Origin of the sequence: Nocardia miyunensis NBRC 108239 (assembly GCF_001613065.1) — a bacterium.
Lineage (GTDB): Bacteria > Actinomycetota > Actinomycetes > Mycobacteriales > Mycobacteriaceae > Nocardia > Nocardia miyunensis.
In genome coordinates this window covers 52,266-72,457 of record NZ_BDBQ01000086.1, presented here as the reverse complement: position 1 = coordinate 72,457, position 20,192 = coordinate 52,266, and the positions used below count along the sequence as shown (strand labels likewise).

General features: G+C 67.3%; 19 protein-coding genes. 8 read left to right on the top strand and 11 right to left on the bottom strand.

All coding sequences use genetic code 11. The annotated features are described in order from the left end of the window. Window positions 1-7: 7 nt before the first annotated feature. A complete protein-coding gene (locus tag NM2_RS34605; protein ID WP_067677877.1) occupies window positions 8-1,522 on the bottom strand; it encodes an amidase in 1,515 nt (504 codons plus the stop codon). A 203-nt stretch (window positions 1,523-1,725) separates the two neighbouring features. Here NM2_RS34605 and NM2_RS34600 point away from each other — a divergent pair, with 203 nt between their 5' ends. From NM2_RS34600 to NM2_RS34590, 3 genes are all read left to right on the top strand, one after another. Further along, window positions 1,726-2,967, top strand: a complete 1,242-nt coding sequence (locus tag NM2_RS34600) for a CoA transferase (protein WP_067677874.1) — start codon at window positions 1,726-1,728, stop codon at window positions 2,965-2,967. 40 nt (window positions 2,968-3,007) lie between these two features. Further along, window positions 3,008-4,156: an acyl-CoA dehydrogenase family protein gene (locus NM2_RS34595; RefSeq protein ID WP_157121495.1), complete on the top strand. Its 1,149-nt coding sequence runs from the start codon at window positions 3,008-3,010 to the stop codon at window positions 4,154-4,156. Between the two features lie 173 nt (window positions 4,157-4,329). Further along, the gene (locus NM2_RS34590; protein ID WP_067677825.1) at window positions 4,330-5,157 is read left to right on the top strand and encodes an acyl-CoA thioesterase domain-containing protein; all 828 of its coding nucleotides are present in this window, start codon (window positions 4,330-4,332) and stop codon (window positions 5,155-5,157) included. 382 nt (window positions 5,158-5,539) lie between these two features. Here the strand turns inward: NM2_RS34590 and NM2_RS34585 are convergent, their stop codons facing one another. The 4 genes from NM2_RS34585 to NM2_RS34570 form a co-directional block, all read right to left on the bottom strand. Continuing rightward, on the bottom strand, window positions 5,540-5,773 hold the full coding sequence (locus NM2_RS34585; RefSeq protein ID WP_067677822.1) for a hypothetical protein: 234 nt from the start codon (window positions 5,771-5,773) through the stop codon (window positions 5,540-5,542). A gap of 78 nt (window positions 5,774-5,851) precedes the next feature. Next, window positions 5,852-6,058 (bottom strand): DUF397 domain-containing protein, encoded by a 207-nt coding sequence (locus tag NM2_RS34580; protein WP_067677819.1) that lies wholly within the window; start codon window positions 6,056-6,058, stop codon window positions 5,852-5,854. After that, window positions 6,048-6,986: a helix-turn-helix domain-containing protein gene (locus NM2_RS34575; RefSeq protein ID WP_067677816.1), complete on the bottom strand. Its 939-nt coding sequence runs from the start codon at window positions 6,984-6,986 to the stop codon at window positions 6,048-6,050. Before NM2_RS34575 ends, NM2_RS34580 begins: the two co-directional genes overlap by 11 nt. A gap of 620 nt (window positions 6,987-7,606) precedes the next feature. Continuing rightward, window positions 7,607-7,810, bottom strand: coding sequence for a type 2 periplasmic-binding domain-containing protein (locus NM2_RS34570; RefSeq protein ID WP_067677813.1), 204 nt, complete (start codon window positions 7,808-7,810; stop codon window positions 7,607-7,609). Between the two features lie 92 nt (window positions 7,811-7,902). On the opposite strand from NM2_RS34570, the gene NM2_RS34565 reads away from it, so the two are divergent. The 5 genes from NM2_RS34565 to NM2_RS34545 all read left to right on the top strand — a co-directional run bounded on the left by NM2_RS34565 (window position 7,903) and on the right by NM2_RS34545 (window position 13,547). Further along, complete coding sequence (locus NM2_RS34565) at window positions 7,903-8,352, top strand: MarR family winged helix-turn-helix transcriptional regulator (RefSeq protein WP_067677810.1); 450 nt, start codon at window positions 7,903-7,905, stop codon at window positions 8,350-8,352. Continuing rightward, window positions 8,349-10,043 carry an MFS transporter gene (locus NM2_RS34560; protein ID WP_157121493.1) on the top strand — a complete coding sequence of 565 codons (1,695 nt, stop codon included), beginning with the start codon at window positions 8,349-8,351 and terminating at the stop codon, window positions 10,041-10,043. The genes NM2_RS34565 and NM2_RS34560 overlap by 4 nt, the downstream gene beginning before the upstream one ends. An 81-nt stretch (window positions 10,044-10,124) precedes the next feature. Beyond that, a complete protein-coding gene (locus NM2_RS34555; protein ID WP_067677807.1) occupies window positions 10,125-11,111 on the top strand; it encodes an isopenicillin N synthase family dioxygenase in 987 nt (328 codons plus the stop codon). Window positions 11,112-11,177: 66 nt separating this feature from the next. Further along, the gene (locus NM2_RS34550) at window positions 11,178-12,110 is read left to right on the top strand and encodes a LysR family transcriptional regulator (protein WP_067677804.1); all 933 of its coding nucleotides are present in this window, start codon (window positions 11,178-11,180) and stop codon (window positions 12,108-12,110) included. 201 nt (window positions 12,111-12,311) lie between these two features. Then, complete coding sequence (locus NM2_RS34545; RefSeq protein WP_067677801.1) at window positions 12,312-13,547, top strand: acyl-CoA dehydrogenase family protein; 1,236 nt, start codon at window positions 12,312-12,314, stop codon at window positions 13,545-13,547. Window positions 13,548-13,737: 190 nt separating this feature from the next. Here NM2_RS34545 and NM2_RS34540 read toward each other — a convergent pair whose 3' ends face one another. From NM2_RS34540 to NM2_RS34515, 6 genes are read right to left on the bottom strand one after another with little or no spacing between them, the layout of a single operon-like run. After that, window positions 13,738-14,640 carry an aminoglycoside phosphotransferase family protein gene (locus tag NM2_RS34540; protein WP_067677798.1) on the bottom strand — a complete coding sequence of 301 codons (903 nt, stop codon included), beginning with the start codon at window positions 14,638-14,640 and terminating at the stop codon, window positions 13,738-13,740. After that, a complete protein-coding gene (locus tag NM2_RS34535) occupies window positions 14,637-14,966 on the bottom strand; it encodes a hypothetical protein (RefSeq protein ID WP_067677794.1) in 330 nt (109 codons plus the stop codon). Before NM2_RS34535 ends, NM2_RS34540 begins: the two co-directional genes overlap by 4 nt. A 31-nt stretch (window positions 14,967-14,997) precedes the next feature. Next, a complete protein-coding gene (locus tag NM2_RS34530; protein WP_067677791.1) occupies window positions 14,998-16,467 on the bottom strand; it encodes an aldehyde dehydrogenase family protein in 1,470 nt (489 codons plus the stop codon). A gap of 43 nt (window positions 16,468-16,510) precedes the next feature. Further along, a complete protein-coding gene (gene hmgA, locus NM2_RS34525) occupies window positions 16,511-17,821 on the bottom strand; it encodes a homogentisate 1,2-dioxygenase (protein ID WP_067677788.1) in 1,311 nt (436 codons plus the stop codon). After that, the gene (locus NM2_RS34520) at window positions 17,818-18,882 is read right to left on the bottom strand and encodes a lipocalin-like domain-containing protein (RefSeq protein WP_067677786.1); all 1,065 of its coding nucleotides are present in this window, start codon (window positions 18,880-18,882) and stop codon (window positions 17,818-17,820) included. Before NM2_RS34520 ends, hmgA begins: the two co-directional genes overlap by 4 nt. Window positions 18,883-18,910: 28 nt before the next feature. Further along, the gene (locus tag NM2_RS34515) at window positions 18,911-20,188 is read right to left on the bottom strand and encodes an oxygenase MpaB family protein (protein WP_067677783.1); all 1,278 of its coding nucleotides are present in this window, start codon (window positions 20,186-20,188) and stop codon (window positions 18,911-18,913) included. Window positions 20,189-20,192: the final 4 nt, after the last annotated feature.

Genomic DNA, 20,192 nt, shown 5'->3' with positions numbered 1-20,192 from the left:
TCGGAAGTCACTGATGCGAGTGGCTCGCAGGCACGAGCGCGGATTCGGGCGGGTGCCGATCGAACCACGGTCTGGCCGTTTCGATCTCGGCGGCGAGTTGCAAAAGCAGGTACTCGCTGCCGGGTCGGCCGACGAACTGCGTCCCCAACGGCAGACCGGTAGCGGTCCAGTGGGTCGGCACACTCATGGCCGGGCGGCCGGTGATGTTCGCCAGCTGGCTGAAGGGCACCGCGGCCAGATTGGCGGTGACCACGTCGCGATAATATCCGGTGCGGGACAGTATCTTTCCCGCTCCCAGGCGCAACAGCGGCGGCACCACGACATCGGCGATCGCGGGGGCGCGGTTCTGGCCGATGCGCAGGGCGGGCTCAGCCAGGGACGGGGTCAGCAGCAGGTGGTAGGTCTCGTGGAAATCGGCCAGCGCCCGGGTGTATTCGGTCCAGCGGGCCTGGGCGAGAAGCAGTTCCGGGGAGGGGACCGCGCGGCCCACGGCCGCGAGCATCTGGGTATCGAGATCGAAATCGGCGGCGGACGCGCCCGTTTCGTGACAGGCTTCGGCGAGTTCCGCGGCGCACCAGGCGGTCCAGACGGTCATGAAGTCCATGCCCAGACGTCGTCCGTCCAGATTCGGGGCGGCCGGTTCCACGGTGTGCCCCAGCGATTCCAGCAGGGCAGCCACATCCTCGACCGCGCGAACCGCCTCCGGATCGACCGGTGTGCCCTGCGGAGACTCGTGCGTGAACCCGATGCGCAGGCGACACACCGGGTCCTTCACCGCGTCGAGATACGGGCGTCGGGATCGCGGAACCTCGTAGGGCGCACCGGGATCGGGCACGCCGAGCACGTCGTACATGGCCGCGGTGTCCCGCACGCTGCGGGACAGCACGCCCTCGCTGACCGCGCCGAACAGCGGATCACCCAGAACCGGGCCGTTGGGAATCAGCCCGCGCCCGGCCTTGAGCCCGAACAGTCCGGTGCAGGCGGCCGGGATGCGAATGGAACCGCCGCCGTCGCTGGCTCCGGCCACCGGCACGATGCCGGCGGCGACCGCCGCGGCCGCCCCACCCGAGGATCCGCCCGGCGTGCGCTCGGTGTCCCACGGATTGCGTGTCGCGCCGAAGGTCCTGGTCTCGGTGATGCCCTTGCTGCCGAATTCCGGGGTCGTGGTCTTGCCGAAGATCACCAGCCCAGCGTCCAGCCAGCGTCGCACCACGAGGCTGTGCCCGGTCGCCGGTATCGACCGCAGCGGCCCGGTGCCCGCCGAGGTCGGATATCCGGCGTAATCCTGCGCCAGATCCTTGATCAGGAACGGCACCCCGGCGAAAGGCCCCGCGAGATCCTCCCGCGCCGCCAGCCGCCGGCCGTTCTCCTCCATCAGCAGACTCACCGAATTGATCGCCGGTTCCACCTGCGCACATCGATCCAACGCCAACTCCAGCAGTTCGACCGCGCGCACCTCCCCCCGGGCGACCAGTTCTGCCAGCCCGACAGCATCGTAAGCCCGATATTCGTCGTACCGCATCGCCATCTCCTCACTGACGAGCCACGTTCATGAGAATAGCTGCACCGGTCGGCGCCGCCGCCCGATCTGGCAACCCTCCCGCAACCATTGGCTACCGATTCGAGTCGAGGGGTCCTGGCCCACCGGCCGCACGGCGTCCTGCCTGATATGCGAACGTTGCAGCGGGATACCCGAAACTCGCACACCCCACAGTGGAGGTTGCATTGGTCACCGACGACTCCGCCCTACGCCCGCTGACGGGTCTGCGCATCCTGGAGTTCGCCAGCTTCGTCGCCGGACCCTCCGGCGGGATGACGCTGGGGCAACTGGGCGCCGATGTCATCCGCCTGGATCCGATCGGCGGGGCTGCCGACTACGGGCGGTGGCCGCTGTCCGACCGCACCGGGCGCAGCCTGTACTGGACCGCGCTGAACAAGGGCAAGCGATCGATCTCGATCGACGTCCGCTCCCCCGAGGGCCGCGAACTGATCGTCGCGCTGGCCACCGCGCCGGGCCCCGACGCGGGCATCGTGGTGGACAACAACGTCGGGCGGGGATGGCTGTCCTACGAGGCGCTGAGCCAGCGGCGAACGGACCTGATCCAGGTGCACATCGACGGCTACGCCGACGGGCGCGCGGCGGTCGACTACACGGTGAATCCCGATGTGGGCGTTGCGAATATGACCGGCCCGGTCGACGCCGCCGCACCGGTCAACCATGTGCTGCCCGCCTGGGATCTGCTCGCCGGGATGACCGCGACGACCGGACTGCTGGCCGCCCTGCACCGCCGCACCCGCTCGGGCGAGGGCTCGTTCCTGCGCATCGCCCTGGCCGACGTGGCGTACGCGTCGGTGGCCAACATGGGCTGGCTGGCCGAGGCCGACGAGCGCGGCACGGCACGTCCTCGGCACGGCAACCACGTCTACGGCAGTTTCGGCGTGGACTTCGAGACCTCCGACGGGGCCCGGGTCATGGTCGTGGCGCTGACCGTCCGGCACTGGGACGCGCTGCGCACCGTCACCGACACCGGCAAGGTGTTCGACGCCCTGGAGGAGACCCTCGGTGCGGACTTCCGCGCGGAGGCCGACCGTTACCGCTATCGCGAGATCATCACCGCCATGCTGCGTCCGTGGTTCGCCGAACGGCCGTTCACCGAGGTCGAGCGCGTGCTGAGCGAGTCGGGCGTGCTGTGGAGCCGCTTCCGCACCGTGCACGACGTGGCCGCCGCCTACCGCGCCGACGGCGGTCCCGCGATCCTCGGCGAGGTCGACCAGCCGGGCATCGGCCCGATGCTGTCCGCGCGCTCGCCGCTGCGCGCGGGCGCGGAGTACGGCGAGTACGCCACCGCACCGGATCTGGGTGAGCACACCGACGAGATTCTGGCGGAGATCCTCGGCCTCGCGGGTACCGAACTGGGCCGCCTGCACGACGCGGGGATCATCGCGGGATCGACGCAATCACACTGAGCGGCAACCGAAGCGGAGGACGGTGATCACGGTGCCCGAAGTGGACCCCGAGGATTTCAGCGCGATTCTCGCCCAGGTACGGGAATTCGTCCGGACCCGGGTCGTACCGCGTGAACAGGAGATCATGGCCGCCGACGCCATCCCCGCGGATCTGCGCAAGCAGACCGCCGAGATGGGTTTGTTCGGGTACGCGATTCCCCAGCGGTGGGGCGGGCTGGGTCTGGATCTGACCCAGGACGTCGAGCTGGCCATGGAATTCGGTTACACCTCGCTGGCGTTGCGATCGATGTTCGGCACCAACAACGGCATCGCCGGACAGGTTCTCGTGGGTTTCGGCACCGACGAGCAGAAGGAGCTGTGGCTCGAGCGGATCGCCTCCGGAGCGGTGGTGGCCTCGTTCGCGTTGACCGAGCCGGGCGCGGGGTCGAATCCGGCGGGATTGCGCACCAAGGCCGTTCGTGACGGCGACGACTGGGTGATCGACGGAAACAAGCGGTTCATCACCAACGCTCCGCTCGCGGACCTGTTCGTGGTGTTCGCCCGGACCCGGCCGGCTGACGAGTCCGGTCCGGGCATCGCTGTATTCCTGGTCCCGGCGGGTACGCCTGGCGTGCAGGTCGGGGTCAAGGACCGCAAGATGGGCCAGGAGGGCGCGTGGACCTCCGAAGTGACGTTCTCCGGTGTCCGGGTGCCCGCGAGCGCGCTGGTCGGCGGGTCGGAGGAGGTCGGCTACCGAGCGGCGATGACGTCGCTGGCACGCGGCCGGGTGCATATCGCGGCGCTGGCGGTCGGCACGGCGCAGCGGGCCCTGGACGAATCGGTCGCGTACGCCGCGTCGGCGACGCAGGGCGGGCAGCCGATCGGGGAATTCCAACTGGTGCAGGCCATGATCGCCGATCAGCAGACCGGCGTCATGGCCGGTCGGGCGCTGGTGCGTGAGGCGGCGCAACGGTACGTCAGCGGGGAGGATCGGCGCATCGGCCCGTCCGCGGCAAAGCTGTTCTGCACCGAAATGGCCGGGCGCACAGCAGATCTCGCGGTTCAGATCCACGGCGGCACCGGATACATGCGTGACGTGCCCGTCGAGCGGATCTACCGTGACGTGCGGTTGCTGCGACTGTACGAGGGCACCAGCGAGATCCAGCGCCTGATCATCGGCGGCGGACTGATCCGCGCGGCCGAGCACTGACGAAACGGCAGCGCCTCGCCGTGCGCGCTGTCACCGCCCGCTGAATCGGCGGCAACCGCCGCGTGATAGCACTGATTCGGCACCGGATCGCACGTCGTGCGGGACATCCCGGGCCGGTGAACAGCGCACCGCGGCTGCATCGCAACTATTCGACGAGAAAGGTGGCTCCGCGAATGGATCGCGCGTTCTTCCGGGTGAAATACGCGGACACCGAGGAATTACATCCCGAACCGTGTGCAGCCAGCGGCTGGGGCGCCGACCACATGCGCGGCCTGGCTATCAGCGGCGCGCTGGCGCGGGAAACCGAGCGCACTCTCGGCACTCTCGGACGCCACGATCTGCGCCCGGCGCGCTGGACCGTGGACATGTTCCGATCGGCCACGATGCAACCCTCGGTGACCTCGGCGACCGTGCTGCGCAACGGGCCGCGAGTGTGCCTGATCGATACGGTGCTGAGTCAGGACGATGAACCGGTCGCGCGAGCGAGCGCCCTGTGTCTGCGCCCGAGCGTGACACCGGACGGGACCGTCTGGTCCGGCGGAACCTCCCCCACCGCGCCCGAACTCCCCGCACCAACCGATGACCGGGAACGCCTGTACCTCGACCCCGAGCACGGCTGGGGCGGGTGGACCGACGGCTTCCAGCACAGCGCGCGAAAGCAGATCTGGCACTTCCCGATTCCCGTGGTGCACGGCGAAACCCTCACCCCCTTCCAACTGGCCGCCACCGTCGCCGATCTGACCAACCTGATCGCCAACTTCGGCAGCGGGGGCCTGGAATTCATCAACCCGGACCTCACGATGACGATCGCCCGGTTGCCCGAATCGACCGGCCTGCCAACCGGTCTCGGGCTGGCACTCACCGAACGCGTGGAGCACCAGGGACTCTCGGTCGGCACCGCCGTCGTATTCGACCACCAGGGCGTCCTGGGCACAGTCACCGCCTCCGGCCTGGCCAACGCCCGCCGCGCCGTGGGCCGCAACCCGCTACGCGAGCGCTGAAGCCGCGGGCTGGACCGGCTCACCGTCAGGTCAGCGCCCAGCCATCAGCGACAAGGTCGAATGCCACCCTCAGACACGAACCCGACCAGCGGTAGAACTGAGGGGCCTGCGCTGGATGTCTCGAACAGACTTGTGTCACTTCAGCATTCGGCCCGGATGAACACGCGCCGAGCATCCCCGCCACTGTTGTGCACCACCACCCACCGCGACGGATACCCGGGCTCCGGCGAGTGCTCATTGCCGATGTCCTGTTGGAGGACACATCCCGACGGCCCCGAACCTACGGATCTGCATTTTTCCCTTCACAGTGCGCCACTCCAGAATTGGGATATATCACCGCGCGCCTTGAAGCTGCGAGCCCAACCCGCTTCCTCGAGCTGCCTCATGTTCCCAAGGCGACATCTTGATTGTCCGTGGGCCCGGCACCGACCCAGCCCGCTGTGATCTCTCTCAGCACGTTGATCTGTGGATCTCGCTTCGCCTCGGCCTTGATCCAGTCCAGGCAGCCGGACAACTTGTCCTGAACATCACTGGTGGCCACGATCTTCTCCATGTTGATTGTGCTGATGTGGTATTCGTAGTCGGGATGGAACGCCTGATCAGGATCTACTTTCAACCTAGGTAATGCTGGTGAACGGCAACGGCTCTGATCCGGGGTGGGATCAGAGCCGTTGCCGTAGAAGGTAAGTCGTGGTTACGGGTGCTTGAAGTAGCCGTCCTGTGCGCCCGCGACGAAGGCGTCCCACTCGCCGGGGGTGAAGGTCAGCGCTGGGCCGTTCGGGTTCTTCGAGTCACGAACGCCCACCCTGTCCCGCTCGAGCCATGCCACCTCGACACAGTTCGCGCTGCCTTCGCTGCGCGAACTCTTGAACCACTTCGCCTCGGATCGGTCATCGTTCACTGCGCTCGAACTCCTTCGCCACCTGCCGTAACAGGTTTCTGCTCTGTACCTCATCCAGGCAGGTATCCCGGATGGCCGCGACAAGTTCACGATACCGCCGGACCTCATCCGGCTTCTCGAGATATACATCCGGTGCCGCGCCGCCATCGATGAAAACCACTGGGGGCTCGACGGGTTCGCCCTTCGCGTTGCGGTCGAAGTCCATGATGATGAACGAGCTGTGCGGTATTCCCCAGGTCAGGCCCGCACTGTATGGCTGAATGCGGACAGTGACGTTGGGGCGCTTCGACAACTCGGCGAGCTGCCGCAGTGCCATCGCCATGGTGCGCGACCCGCCGACCACGCGGTAGAGCACCGACATATGCAGTACAGCATCCAACTCAACGGGCTTGGTCCTGCGGGTGATAAGTGCCTGGCGTTTGATCCGGAGTTGTACACGCCGCTCGATGTCCTCGCGGCTGGCGAACTGGGGAGACGCACTGATGATCGCCCGTGCGTAGTCCGCAGTTTGCAGCAGTCCCGGGATGTGCTGGTCATGGCAGGTGGTCAATTGGCGTGCTGCCGATTCGAGCCCTACATACATATTGAACGCACTGCTGAACATCCCGCCGTAGATATGATGCCAGCTTTTCGCCCGCGCCTGCGTCGCGAGATCCATTGCCGCATTGGTCTCTTCCACACTGACGTCGTACAACTCGCACAATGCTTGTACAACCGGCCGACTCACTTTCTGAATCTGTCCGGTTTCGATACGTTGCAGAACAGCTCTGGACAGATCGACCTGTTTCGCCGCTCGAGCAATGGTGAATCCGGCAGCGTCGCGACCATCGCGCAGGAAACGCCCGAGTTGGCGGCGCGGCAGGGTCGACGAGGGGCCGTCGTCTTCGGTGTTCTCCTCGCTATCGGTCGTGTTTTCGGTGCTGGTCACAGGATCCTCCCGGAAAATCGAGTAACGCCGGATGGGCAATGGAGCCGGATGCGCCTTGGAAAGCGAGTTCCTTTCTGGGACTTCAAGACAATCACCCGTGAGTTCTCATTTCTGCCGGTCTCGATCAGAGACCGGTGATGTGCTGTCACCAGCACCGGTCGTGCTGCGAGTGGCTAATCCCTTGCGGCACAAAGGACTCGGCAACCGAACTCGCCGGGTCCGCCCGGCGCACCCATCACCGACGACAATGTGATTCGAGATGCGATGAATCAGACGAGATGCGCCGATCCCCTGGTATCGCGGTGCGCGCACTACCGGCGCATGAGCGGCCTGCCTGCCGCTGCCGCACCCGAGCATAGCCGGATTGTGTTGCGGGTGCGAATAATTGGCGCGAACGGACCATCCCGCCATGCTGACCAACCCATACCAGCAAGCCCGCCACGGACAGGACATCCCATGCAGCCGAACCCACAACCACCTATCCGCCACACCTCGGTCCGCGTTCTGCTGGCCTGACCTGCCTGCCCATCTCAGGACCGCTCGACCAGCCGATCACCCTCACAACCTGACCACCGACACACCTGCCGAAAACCATAGGAACACCCCCCTCTGGCGCACAGTCAATCGCTCGGGCGAGCTCGATCCGCGGCGGCGAGCAGCGTCTCCGCCAAACGCGTTGCGGCAGGAGTCATCTGGTTGGCCGGCGGTGAGGCGAGATAGACCCGCCACAGAACGGGATCGGTGAGTTCGATCGGGCGTAGCACCGAGAAGCGGCGGGCCTCGGATGGTGGCATGAACGCGGTGCCGAGGCCGTTGGCGACCACCGGATGATTCCCATTCTCCCAGGGTTACCTGGCGTCCCATCTTCGCCGGGGAAAATTCGTAAACCCAGATTGATAAGTCTATTGTTACGACCATGGATGAGGACGCCGGGAACAGCGCGGAGTTCTGCGGGACCGCCGCCCGCCTGCGCATCGCGGTGGGCCGGGTGGCCCGTCGGCTGCGGCAGGCGCACGCGGTAGGTGAGCTGACGCTCTCGGAGGTGTCGGTACTGGCCCGGCTCGAGCGGCAGGGCCCCGCGACGCCGGGTGCGCTGGCCGAGCTGGAACGGGTGCGGCCGCAGGCCATGGGCACGACGCTGGCCGCCCTGGAGGAACGGGGACTGGTCACTCGCCGCCCCGACGCCGAGGACGGCCGACGCGTGGTGATGTCGGTGACCGACACCGGTCGCGGCGTCCTGGACGACCGCCGCTCCGAATCCACCCAACGCATCGCCCGGGTGCTCACCGCGGAATTCACCGCGGCCGAACGCCGCCAGCTGCTCGATGCGGTCCCACTGCTGGAGAGGCTGGCCGAACGTCTATGAGCACCACCGAATTACAGACTTCTCCCGTCGGCGGCCGCTACAAGTGGGTGGCGTTGTCGAACACCACGCTGGGCGTGCTCATCGCCTCGCTGGACGCCTCCATCGTGATCATCTCGCTGCCCGCGATCTTCCGGGGCATCGGCCTGGATCCGCTGGCGGCGGGCAATATCGGCTACCTGCTCTGGATGATCCTGGGCTATCTGCTGGTCTCGGCCGTCATGGTGGTCACGCTCGGCCGATTCGGCGACATGTTCGGCCGCGTGCGCATCTACAACGCGGGGTTCGTGGTCTTCTCCGCCGCGTCACTCGCGCTGTCGATGGATCCGATGCACGGGCCCGGCGGCGCGCTGTGGCTGATCGGCTGGCGGATGGTGCAGGCGTTCGGCGGCGCGATGCTCACCGGCAATTCCGCGGCCATCCTGACCGACGCCTTTCCGGCCAGTCAGCGCGGAATGGCGTTGGGCGTCAACCAGATCACGGCGTTGGCCGGGCAGTTCCTGGGCCTGCTCGCCGGTGGCGTACTGGCCGCGATCGACTGGCACGCGGTGTTCTGGGTCAGCGTCCCGGTCGGCATCGTGGGCACGGTGTGGTCCTATCGCAGCCTGCGCGAGATCGGCGCGCGACAGCCCGCCCGGGTGGACTGGGCCGGGACCGCGACGTTCACCATCGGCACCAGCGTCATCCTCGCCGCGATCACCTACGGCATCCAGCCCTACGGGCGGCACGCCACCGGTTGGAGCAATCCCAAGGTGATCGGGGCACTGGCGGCAGGCGTACTGCTGCTGGCAGCGTTCTGTGTGATCGAAACCAAAGTGCGGCAACCGATGTTCCAGCTCGGATTGTTCCGGATTCGTGCCTTCGCGGCGGGAAACCTTGCCGCCCTGCTGGTTTCGATCGCTCGCGGCGGGCTGCAATTCATGCTGATCATCTGGTTGCAGGGAATCTGGCTGCCGTTGCACGGCTACTCGTACGAGTCGACCCCGCTGTGGGCCGGGATCTATATGTTGCCGCTGACCGCGGGATTCCTGGTAGCGGGGCCGCTGTGCGGCTATCTTTCCGATCGCTACGGGGCGCGGCTGTTCGCGACCGCTGGACTGCTCATCGTGGCCGCCTCGTTCCTCGGGCTGATGGCGCTGCCGGTGGTATTCCCCTATCCGCTGTTCGCCCTGCTGATCCTGATCAGCGGTCTCGGACAGGGCATGTTCTCCGCACCCAACACCTCCTCGGTCATGAGCAGCGTGCCCGCCGGACGACGCGGCGTAGCCTCGGGAATGCGTGCCACACTGCAGAATTCGGGTACCGCGCTGTCGATCGGGGTGTTCTTCTCGCTGATGATCAGCGGACTGGCCTCGGGCCTGCCACATGCGCTCTCCAGCGGACTGCAAGCCCACGGCGTGTCCTCGGGCACCGCCGATCAGCTCGCCTCGCTCCCGCCGGTCAGCAGCCTGTTCTCGGCCTTCCTCGGGAACAACCCGATCGCACATCTGCTCGGGCCCGACGTGCTGAACACCCTGTCTCCGGCGAATGCCGGCGCGCTGACCGGGACGACGTTCTTCCCGCAGCTGGTGTCCGGGCCGTTCCACCACGGGCTGGTGATCGTCTTCACCACGGCGGCGATCATGGCGCTGATCAGCGCGGTTGCCTCGCTCCTGCGCGGGCGTCCACCCGCCACCCCGCACACCGCCGAATGAAACCCTGAAGACTTTCTGCAACCGCGTGCACAAAGTGCGCAGCCGCGTGCGCGGGCCGCGCGGATCGGCCACAGTGGGCGTATGCTCCCTGTTCTCGATCTGGCCGCCGCCGACACCGCGGAATTCCGCGCTGCGCTGCTCGCCGCGACGCACGAGGCCGGATTCTTCTATCTGACCGGTCACGGTGTGCCGCAGGGGCAGATCGACGATCTGCTCGCGGTCGCGCGTCGATTCTTCGCGCTGTCGCAGGAGGACAAACAGCAGATCAGCCAGTTGCGCAGTCCGCAGTTCCGCGGTTATTCACGCCTGGGCGGTGAGCTCACCAACGGTGCGGTCGACTGGCGCGAACAGGTCGACATCGGTCCCGAACTTCCGGTGATCCCCGACGCGCAGGGCTACTGGCGGTTGCAGGGCCCGAACCTGTGGCCCTCGGCACTGCCGGAATTCCGTGCGGCACTGCGGGATTGGGATGACACACTGGCGGCGGTCGGACGTCGGCTGCTACGGCATTGGGCCGCCGCGCTGGGTGCGGACGAGGATCTGTTCGACGCGGCGTTCGCCGACCGCCCGGCCACGCTGATCAAGGTCGTGCGCTATCCGGGCAACGTCGACAATCCGCAGGGCGTCGGCGCGCACAAGGATTCCGGCGTACTGACGTTGCTGCTGGTCGAGCCGGACTCCCAGGGATTGCAGGTGGAGATCGAACCCGATCGCTGGCTCGACGTGCCGCCGCTGCCCGGCGCGTTCATCGTCAACATCGGCGAGCTGCTCGAGGTCGCGACGAACGGATATCTGCGCGCGACCAGGCACCGGGTGATCGCGCCGGAACCGGGCACCGACCGGATCTCGATCCCGTACTTCCTCAACCCCGGCCTGGACGCGCGCATCCCGATCGTGGATCTGCCGCCCGAGCTGGCCGCGCACGCGCGCGGCGTGGAGGCCGATCCGGACAACCCGATCTTCGACAGCTACGGCGAGAACGCCTGGAAATCCCGTACCCGCGCGCATCCGGACGTGGCCGCCCGGCACCACGGCATCACACCGCGCGGTCCGGCCGCGGCGTACTGACATTCGGAAATTCTCGCGCTGATTACAACGATGGGCAGCCCGACGCGGGCGTCGTAGCGTGAGCGCATGTTCGACGTCCGCCGCCTGCGCGTGCTCGACGAGGTGGTTCGCTGCGGCTCGCTCAGTGCCGCGGCGACCGCGCTCAGTTACACCACATCCGCTATCTCCCAGCAGGTTTCGGCGCTGGAGCGCGAACTCGGCGTGCCGCTGCTGATCCGCGGTCCCACGGGTGCGCGCCCGACTCCGGCCGGGACCGAACTGCTCGAGCGTGCCGTGCGGATCCTGCACGAGGTCGATGCGGCCGAGCGCGCGATCGCCGCCTTCGCACCGGGCGGGTCCGGCGGCGTGCGGGTGGCCTCGTTCGCCAGCGCGGCGGCGATGATCCTGCCGCGGGCGATGATGCGTTTCCGGTCCGCGTTTCCCGGGGTGCCCGTGGAGATCATCACCGCCGATCCCGACGACGGCGTCGCGCTGCTGGGCGACGGGAAGGCCGATCTGGCGCTGATCACCGAGGTTCCCGGGGAACGTCCGCTGTATCCGGACGTGGTCGCGGTGCCGGTGTACGAGGACGAGTTCTACGTGGTGCTACCGCAGCGGCACCGATTCGCCGGGGCCGTCGACGTCCCGCTGACCGCGCTGGCCCGGGAGCAGTGGATCATCAGCTCCGCCACCGGGCGCTGCCCCGACACCCGCGTCTTTCGCGGGGCGTGCCGACGCGCCGGATTCGTGCCGACGGTCGCGTTCCGATCCGAGGACTACGCGACGGTGCAGGGCATGGTCGCGGCCGGACTGGGCGTCTCGCTCGTGCCTTCCCTGGCGACCTCCGGAGCGCGCGACGACGTCGCGGTACGACGCGTCGCGGGGCGCCGCCCGGCTCGTCGCATCGGGCTCGCGGTCACCGCGACACCCGAACCCGGTTCCGCGCTAGCCGCATTCGTCGGATTGATCCGCACCGAGGGCACCCGGCTGCGCGGCGAGGGGCGGCTACAGCATTGCTGAAAGACCTTGCAGGATGCCGCAATACCTCTGAGATCCGCCACGACACCGACTTACTGTCGGCCGATCTCATGTGCACAGTCGCGCCTCGGGAGAACACCTGGCGCCCAACTGGTTCGGCGCATTCGACCAGGATCAGGCGACCGGCCCGACACCGGCAGCCGGTCCGGACCACCCGATCTCTACCTTTAGGAGCACAGTCAGATGTCAAGTATCGAAATCGATACTCCGCCACTGCTCACCACCGCTGAAGATGCGTTGGCGGCTGCCGATGCGGTGGCCGCCGAGGTGGTGAAGGGCGCGGTGCGACGCGAATTGGAGGATGTGCCGCCGCTCGAGGAGTTGCGTCTGGTCGCGGCCGCCGGATTGCTGGGGATCGGGGTTCCGGCCGAGCACGATGGGCCGGATCTGCCGCCGTCGGTGGTGGTGGAGGTTCTGCGCAGGCTCTCGCGGGCCGATTCGGCGGTCGGGCAGCTGCTGCTGTCGCATTATGTTCTCGGACAAGCTATTCGGGGACTGGGCAATACCGCGCCCGCACCGCGACTGTATGCCGACATCCTCGCGGGGGCGCAACTGGGTAACGCCAGCGCCGAGCGGTGTACGCGGACCGCGGCCGAGCGCCTGACCACGGTCCGGCGCCGAGACGAGGGCGGCTGGGTTCTCAACGGGCGCAAGTACTATGCCACGGGTGCGCTGGGCGCGTGGTGGATCGGAGTCGCGGCGCGGATCGCTGATACCGAACCCGCGAGCACCGCAACCGTTTTCGTTCGTTCGGACACACCGGGAGTGCATCTGGCGCTCGATCGCTGGAGTTCGTTCGGTCAGCGCGGTACGGCCAGCGGCGAGGTCGGGCTGGACAAGGTCGTGGTCGCGGACGAATTCGTGATCGACGAGGGGCCCGCGCCGGATCCACAGACCGGGGAGCCATCGCTTCTGGGTGCGTTCGATCAGGCTCTGCACGCCGCGGTCGATATCGGAATCGCCCGTGCCGCACTGGAAGACGGCGCGGAATTCGTCCGGACTCGCAGCCGCCCGTACTTCGAGGCGGGCGTGGACAGCGCCGCGGAGGAACCGCATATCGTCCGGCGGTTCGGCGAGCTGACCGCGCGGCTGTACGCGCTCGAGGCGCTGCTGGCCCGTGGCACCGACCTGATCGACGCGGCCCAGCGCGCGCCGGAACTCACCCGCGACGATGCCGCCGCGGCCTCGCTCACCGTCGCCGCGGCCAAGGCACTGGCGCAGGAGTTCGCGGTCGAAATCGCCGGGGGCGTCCTGGAATTGGCCGGAACCTCGGCCACCGACCGCAAGTACGCGCTCGACCGGCACTGGCGCAATGTGCGGGTGCATTCGCTGCACGATCCCGCTCGCTGGAAGTACGTCCACCTGGGCAATCACACCCTGCACGGCACCCGGCCGCCCCGGCTGGGCGTGCTGCTCTGAGACGGGACGAGTGATCCTGTCTCGCATCACACTGTCCCCGCCTCAACGCCGGGCCCGGACACCGACTGCTGCCGTCACCTGAATTCTGCTGTGCCGCTGGCTACTCGAACACAGGGACCGCGCCCTCTGTGCTCGGCGCTTCACTTCAATCTGGACATGTCGGTCAACCCGCGCGGTCTGGTGGCCACCGTCACATCAGCGCCGAAGCCCACTGGTCGGCGGCGTGGATGAGCCAATCCGGGTCGCCGTCCCTCCGGCCCGAGAGTGCCTCGCGGACCACGCCTGCTTGGATCCAGCGACGGGCTCGGGCTACGTCGATTTGAGCTGCTTCGCAATAGATCTCGAGGAGCCGGAGCAGTTCGCGGCGCAGACCCGCACTTGCCGCCAGATTGCCGAATCGCGGACTGTACATCACGGTGAAGGCGTTGTAGGCAGGATCGCCGACGCAGACCTTGGGGTCTATCGCTAGCCATGGTTCACGTTCGGCGGCAAGGATATTCGCGTCATGGAGGTCGCCGTGCACGAGGATGTCCGGTTGGTCGGGGCCGAGTTCACACAGCGTGGCCACGGCCGCGTCCACCACCGGTCGCGGCAGTGGATGCCCCAGAATGGCTGCGTCGGTGCGGATCTCGTGCTCCCAGCCGTCGACCAGATCGGAAATCCGTGGCAGTCCGGCAGGTGCGGGGACGGCCAGGCGGCGGGTGAGCCGACCTTGGATAGCGACGGCCGCGTCGGCATTCTCGATCGTGGCGAGCGTGCGGGTGGACGCGCGTTCGAGCAGCATGGCGACATGCTGGTCGTCACGGCGGAGAATGCGCACCGCACCGGCACCGTCCCACGTGGTGTAGGCATCCGCTTCGGATGTATCCGCCCATCCTGGGTAGGAGACCTTGATCACCGCGGGTGGCAGGTCGCGAGGACGCACCGGGACCACGATCCCTACAGCACCGTGCAGCACCGGCCCGTCGAGCGTGCACGACCAGCGATCCAGCAGATCGTCGACGATGCCGGGCACCGCGACGATCCAGGCCCGCGCTGCCTCCCCCGCACCGGCGATCTTGCCGCGCGCGAAACTCTCCGGGACATCGATCACCACCGAACTCTATGCCGACTCGTCCGTGAAAGCCCTTGCCGCTCAGCCTTCCTGCCCGGCGCCTTCTTCAGGCCGGGTCCGAAAACGTTGCTGGACGGGAACTCCGCTCGATGTTTCGCCGTGTTCAGCAACGGCCGGACATCGACGCCGCGCGCCTGCCGCCACACCGGGCTGTCCACGAAATGGTTGTCGAATCTCTGCTGCGTGGCGAGGATTTCGGCCGGGTCGGCCGCACCGCGACGGATCCGGTCACCGAGCCTGAAGTAGTCGAAACGTTCGATGCCCGGGTTGAAGATCACCAGCACGTCGGCGGACGAATCGTCCACTGTTGTCCCGCAACACCTCCGTCCACAGCAGCTACAGGCCGATATGCACCGTTTTCTCCTCGGTGTCCCCTTCGATGCCGCTGCGGCCCAGTTCGCGGCCGATGCCGCTGCCCGCGCGCCCGCCCCAGGGGAGCGCGGGATCCGGTACGCCCCAGCCGTTCACCCACACCGTGCCGACTTTCAGCTGTTCGGTGACGGTCAGGGCGCGGGACAGGTCGCGGGTGTGGATCATGGCGTTGAGGCCGTATTTGGTGGTGTTGGCGAGGCGGACGGCCTCTTCGGTGGTGGAGAAGCCGATCACCGTGGCGACCGGGCCGAAGATCTCCTCGCGGGCGATGGTCAGATCGTTGGTGCCGCGAAAGACCGTGGGCCGCATGAAATATCCGGGACGGTCCAGCCGGCTGCCGCCGGTGATCAGGTCCGCGCCCTCGTCCCGACCGATGTCGACGTAACGCAGGATCTGGTCCAGCTGTTTGGCGTTGACGATCGTGCCCATGGTGCTGTCGGCGTCGAACGGATCACCCGGCCGCGCCTGCTCCGCAGCGGCAACGAGACCCTCGACAACCTGATCGAGGATCGATTCGTGCACCAGCACACGGGTTCCGGCCGCGCAGACCTGTCCTTGATGATAGAAGTTGCCCATCGCGATCCAGGGCATCGCCTGTTCGAGGTCGGCGTCGGCGAAGATCAGTTGCGGCGCTTTACCGCCCAGTTCCAGGGTGACCTTGCGGAAGGTGTCCCCCGCCAGGCTCTGGATCTGCCTGCCGACGCGCGGGCTACCGGTGAAGGAGATCTTGTCGATCCCCGGATGGGCGGCCAGCGCCGCACCGGCGACCTCACCGAGGCCGGGCACGATATTGACCACGCCGTCCGGAATGCCCGCGGCCGCAAGCAGTTCCGCCAGACGCATGGTGGACAGCGACGCGTCCTCCGCCGGTTTCACCACGGCGGTGCACCCGGCAGCCAGCGCGGGAGCGAGTTTCCAGGCCGCGATGAGCACCGGATTGTTCCACGGCGTGATCGCGCCGAGAACGCCGAGGGGCTGCCGCAGCGTGTAGCCGAATCGCTTCTGCGGGCCGAAATCCGGTAGCAGCGCGGTGGTTCCGGTGACCTTGTCCGCCCATCCGGCGAAGTGCCGGAATGCCTGTGCGGCACAGGGGATGTCACCGGCGACCGAATCGTGGAACAGCTTGCCCATCTCGATGGCTTCCAGGGCCGCGAGATTCTCCGCATCCTGTTCGATCAGATCCGCTGCGCGCGTGAGGATCCGGCCGCGCTCGGCCCCGCTGATCCGCGACCACTCCCCCTCCTCGAACTGGGTACGGGCGACGGCGACGGCATCGTCCACATCCTCGGGCTGGGCGGCGGCGATCGAGACGACGAGGTCCCCGGTGGCCGGATTGTGGGACCGATAGGTGTTTCGATCCCGAGCCTCGAGGTTGCGGCCCCCGATCCGCAACGTCGGGTCGGGCAGTTCGTAGGCAGGGCGGGTGGCGGTCATGTCGCGCTCCGGGAATTGCAGAGATGTTCGGGTGGTGGATGATTCAGCTGGGCGCCTGGAAATGCCGGCGCAGACCGGCCCAGGAGGTGTCGTAGTCGCGCTGCCGATGCGGCGCGTCGAAAGCTTGGTCGGTGACGATCAGCGGCCGCCGGGTCTCGAACATGAACGGCAATGAGCCCTCGAGCTTCTGCGGCCGCAATTCGGCGGCGCTGGCGGTCTCGAAGGTCTCGCGATCGGGCCCGTGCGCGGCCCACATGTTGTGCAGGCTCGCACCGCCCGGCACGAAACCCTCCGCCTTCGAATCGTGCACGCCGCGTACCAGTCCCATGAATTCGGTCATCACATTGCGGTGGAAATGCGGCGGTCGGAAGGTGTGCTCGGGCACCATCCAGCGCGGCGGGAAGGCCACGAAATCCACGTTCGCCTGACCGGGCGTATCCGAGGGCGAGGTCAGCACGGTGTACAGCGAGGGATCGGGATGGTCGTAGCCGACGGTGCCGAAGGCGTTGAAATCCGCCAGGTCGTACAGATAGGGCGCATGCGAACCGTGCCAGGCGACCACGTCCAGGGGTGCGTGGCCGTATTCGGCGGACCACAGATTCCCGCCGAATTTCTGCACCACCTCGACCCGGTGCTCGATGTCCTCGTACGCCGCGACCGGATAGCGGAAATGCCGCGCGTGCGCCAGCGCGTTCGCACCGAGCGGACCGAGCTCGGGCAGGGTGAACGGGCTGCCGTAGTTCTCGCAGATATAGCCCGCCGCAACGGAATCCATGATCTCGACCCGAAATCGGATCGCCCTGGGCACGACGGCGATCCGACCGGGCGTGACGAGCAGTCGGCCGAATTCGGTGTGTACCAGGATGTCCCCTTCCTGCGGGACGATCAGCAACTCACCATCGGCATCGCTGAAGTAGCAGTCCCGCATGGTAGCGGTGGCGCAGTACAGGTGTACCCCGATGCCCTGACGTTGCAGCACATCACCGTTCGCCGCGACGGTGTACACACTGTCCAGGAAATCCACCCCGGAACCGTTGCGCGGCATGGGATCCCAGCGCAGCCGATTGGGATTCGCGACGCCGTCGAGCGGCGCGCTGTGGAAGGTGCGGTTGTCGATGCGCTGGAACGGCGGGTGCGCGGCCGAGGGCCGGATGCGATAGAGCCAGCTGCGCCGGTTCACCGCCCGTGGTTCGGTGAACGCCGTGCCCGACATCTGCTCGGCGTAGAGCCCGAAGGGTGCGCGCTGCGGCGAGTTCTGCCCGCGCGGCAGTGCGCCTTCGACGGCCTCGGTCTGATGTTGATTGCCGAATCCGTTGAGGTACAACGGATCCGCGCGCCGATTCGTGGAACTCATTTCAGCGCCACCAGTTCGTGCAGAGTGGTGCCGGTGCGGACGTCGGTGCGCCCGCCCTCGTGCACGGACAATTCGAACCCGGACCGGAAGCGGAAGTACGCCGGATGCCCGATCGCCCGGTACACCAGCGGTTTGATCAGCCGTGAACGCACGATCGGGAAATCGTCGATGATGTCGTGCGCGTGGATGACCGATTCGACCGTGAGCCGCAGATCCAGCCGATCGGGCACGTGCAGTTCGATCCACTCCGGATATTCCCGGCCCGCGACGGGATGAAATCGCTTGGGGCCCTCGGTGAGTACGGTCTCGCCTGTCGACAGGACGATCTGCCCGTCACGAGCAAGCATCAGCGGCGCGATCTCGTGTGATCCGCGCCGCGGCTGGGTCAGCACGTCGGCGAACAGCAGCGAGTATTCCTGGTCGTACAGCCTGCCCCAGTGCCAGCGGTCGATGATCTTCTTCATATCGCCGACGCCCCAGTTGTGGTCGGCGTAACCCCGGCCCTGCGCCGACAGGACCGTATCGTCGATCCGCACGGTTCCGGTGACGCGGGCGCGGGGTGCGCCGACCGCCCAGCCGAAGGAGTTCTGCGCGTCGAAACGCGTCTCACCCTGCCCCGGCATCCAACTCGGCAGTTCGTTGCGGAACTCCAGATCGAAAACCAGACCGTCCTCGGCCAGGTGGACGTGATGCACCGGCAGCCCGTCGTCCCGGAATTCGCTGTGCGCGTGGTTGTCTCCGACGCGCACGTCGAAGAAGTCCGTGCCGAAACTCGCCGCAGTGCGCGGATACCGCTTGGCCACCTGCCGCCGACTCCCATCGGGGGCGTAGACGATCAACTCGACCCACGGCTTGGCTCCGGGCAGATCCTCGGGGCGGCGTTTGGTGAGGAACCCGACCACCACGTGCCCGGTGTCCAGCCGGGCATCGAAATACCAGTGCTCGAAGGCGAGTTTGCTCGACGCGGGATGTAATGCGTTGTGGCGCGGTTCGACCGCGGTCAGCTCGCCGTCCCGGCGACCCGGGCCGTTCCACGCTTCGATGATGTCCGTAGTGCTCATGGTCACTTTCGTTGGGAGAGAGTCGGATTCATCGCCGCAGTGCGCCGCTGGCATCGAATTTCGCTTCGCGGCCCTGCATCTGGGCCCGATACCAGTTCTCGCGATGCCACAGCATGAGCTTCTCGTGCCGCCGCGCGAACGCCGGACAGGACCGGCGGGCCAGTTCCATGGCGGTGATCAGCGGGAATCGCGCGATCGGGATGGCGATCCACGGAAATGCCGGTGGCATACGGTATTTGCGACGGGTTCCCGGAGCCATGTACATCGCCGAATACACCGAGTTGATCCGGAAGTTGTACATCTCGCGCAGCCGGGTCAGGCCGCGGTGGCCGTCGCGGGGTGCGAAGGCCGAGGGATAGGACTCGATCAGCTCCGCGCCGTGCTGCCCGGCGTCGTACGAGCGCGAGGCGATGGTCATGGCCAGCACCCGCAGCGAGTCGAGCACCGTTTCGGGATACCAGGCCACCCGGACGCCCAGCAGATAACCCATGTACTTCTGAAAGTGCAGCAGCGCACGGATTTCCGAGGGCGTGGTCTGATATCCCAACGCCCACAACCCGAGTCCGGGCGTGACGCTGCCACCCAGCAGGGTCAGCAGCTGATAGGTCTGACTGATCGGCAGACCCCACCGGTCGATCTCCCATTCGGGATGTTCGGCGACGCGGGCGCGTACCGAGACGTGCATGATGCGCACCCGCAGCGCCGTCGCGCGGCCCTGCGCGCCGAGGGTGAGCAGGCCGCCGGGCTGGGAGACGTCCATCCAGAACCGGCAGGTCTCCAGGAACCGGCGCAGCGCGCTGTCACCGGCGTATCCCCCGGCCAGCGACAGCGGAGTGGCGACGGCCGATTCGGTGTACATCTCCAGAGTCTCGGCTCCGGCGAAGCTGAAAAGCATTGTGCCCCAGCGTCGCCAGATGGCCGCGCCCTGTTCGACCAGTTCCGGCCGTACCCAGTCCGGTACGGTCTCGAACTCGGCGAACAGCTCGCGCATGGCCTCCGGCGCGTCGGGCACCGTGGCGATTCCGGTCTTCAGGGCCTGGTTGAGCATCTCGCGGCCGCGCTCGGAACCGGTCTCGCCGTGCATGACCTCCGCGACGAACCGCTCGGCGACCGGGTCGCCGCTGAACAGGTCTGCGCACAGCGCGCGCGCCTGCTCGTCGGTCGGGAACAGCGCACGGCCGGTGAGCGAGCTGAAGATCCGCTCGAGCCGCCGCACGCCGGGTCTGCGCCGCGCGTCCCAGTATCGGAAGGCGCTCGGGCAGCGCGTCGGCTCATCGGCCCGTGCGGGCTGGACCTGCACCGTCATCGAG

Coding starts and splice junctions, on each gene's coding strand:
- NM2_RS34605 (WP_067677877.1), bottom strand. CDS start 1,522: ATGCGGTACGACGAATATCGGGCTTACGATGCTGTCGGGCTGGCAGAA.
- NM2_RS34590 (WP_067677825.1), top strand. CDS start 4,330: ATGGATCGCGCGTTCTTCCGGGTGAAATACGCGGACACCGAGGAATTA.
- NM2_RS34565 (WP_067677810.1), top strand. CDS start 7,903: ATGGATGAGGACGCCGGGAACAGCGCGGAGTTCTGCGGGACCGCCGCC.
- NM2_RS34560 (WP_157121493.1), top strand. CDS start 8,349: ATGAGCACCACCGAATTACAGACTTCTCCCGTCGGCGGCCGCTACAAG.
- NM2_RS34555 (WP_067677807.1), top strand. CDS start 10,125: ATGCTCCCTGTTCTCGATCTGGCCGCCGCCGACACCGCGGAATTCCGC.
- NM2_RS34550 (WP_067677804.1), top strand. CDS start 11,178: ATGTTCGACGTCCGCCGCCTGCGCGTGCTCGACGAGGTGGTTCGCTGC.
- NM2_RS34545 (WP_067677801.1), top strand. CDS start 12,312: ATGTCAAGTATCGAAATCGATACTCCGCCACTGCTCACCACCGCTGAA.
- NM2_RS34530 (WP_067677791.1), bottom strand. CDS start 16,467: ATGACCGCCACCCGCCCTGCCTACGAACTGCCCGACCCGACGTTGCGG.
- hmgA (WP_067677788.1), bottom strand. CDS start 17,821: ATGAGTTCCACGAATCGGCGCGCGGATCCGTTGTACCTCAACGGATTC.
- NM2_RS34520 (WP_067677786.1), bottom strand. CDS start 18,882: ATGAGCACTACGGACATCATCGAAGCGTGGAACGGCCCGGGTCGCCGG.
- NM2_RS34515 (WP_067677783.1), bottom strand. CDS start 20,188: ATGACGGTGCAGGTCCAGCCCGCACGGGCCGATGAGCCGACGCGCTGC.